Source organism: Mycobacterium sp. NGS67, from assembly GCF_059812185.1.
The window spans coordinates 1-307 of record NZ_JCALCF010000101.1 but is presented as its reverse complement, the minus strand read 5'-3'; the positions used below and the strand labels follow the sequence as shown (position 1 = coordinate 307).

1 pseudogene is annotated in these 307 nt (G+C 70.4%); it reads right to left on the bottom strand.

Annotated features, from left to right (window positions below):
- Positions 1-287: pseudogene (locus AC5Y4D_RS27420) on the bottom strand (hypothetical protein); the annotation flags it as partial.
- Positions 288-307: the final 20 nt, after the last annotated feature.

Genomic DNA, 307 nt, shown 5'->3' with positions numbered 1-307 from the left:
CCCTCCAAGTGGCGCCCATCGGCGCTGCGCACCAACAACTTCGGATCCTCGTCGGTGGGTGTCACCGTCAACCAGTGCCCCGGCGGCACCCGCAGCTGGGCGAGCACCGAAGCCACCTCGTCCTCGGGCAGCGCCACCCAACCCCGCCCCGCGGCCACATCCTCGGCGATCTCGGCCGGAGCATCCACCCACCCCGAGGACACCAGACTGTAAACCTGCACCCGGCCCCGCTCATCAACCCGGGCCGCCCACCACAACCGCCGCCGCCCCGCCGCATCCACCGTCACCAAATACCGCATCACACAAC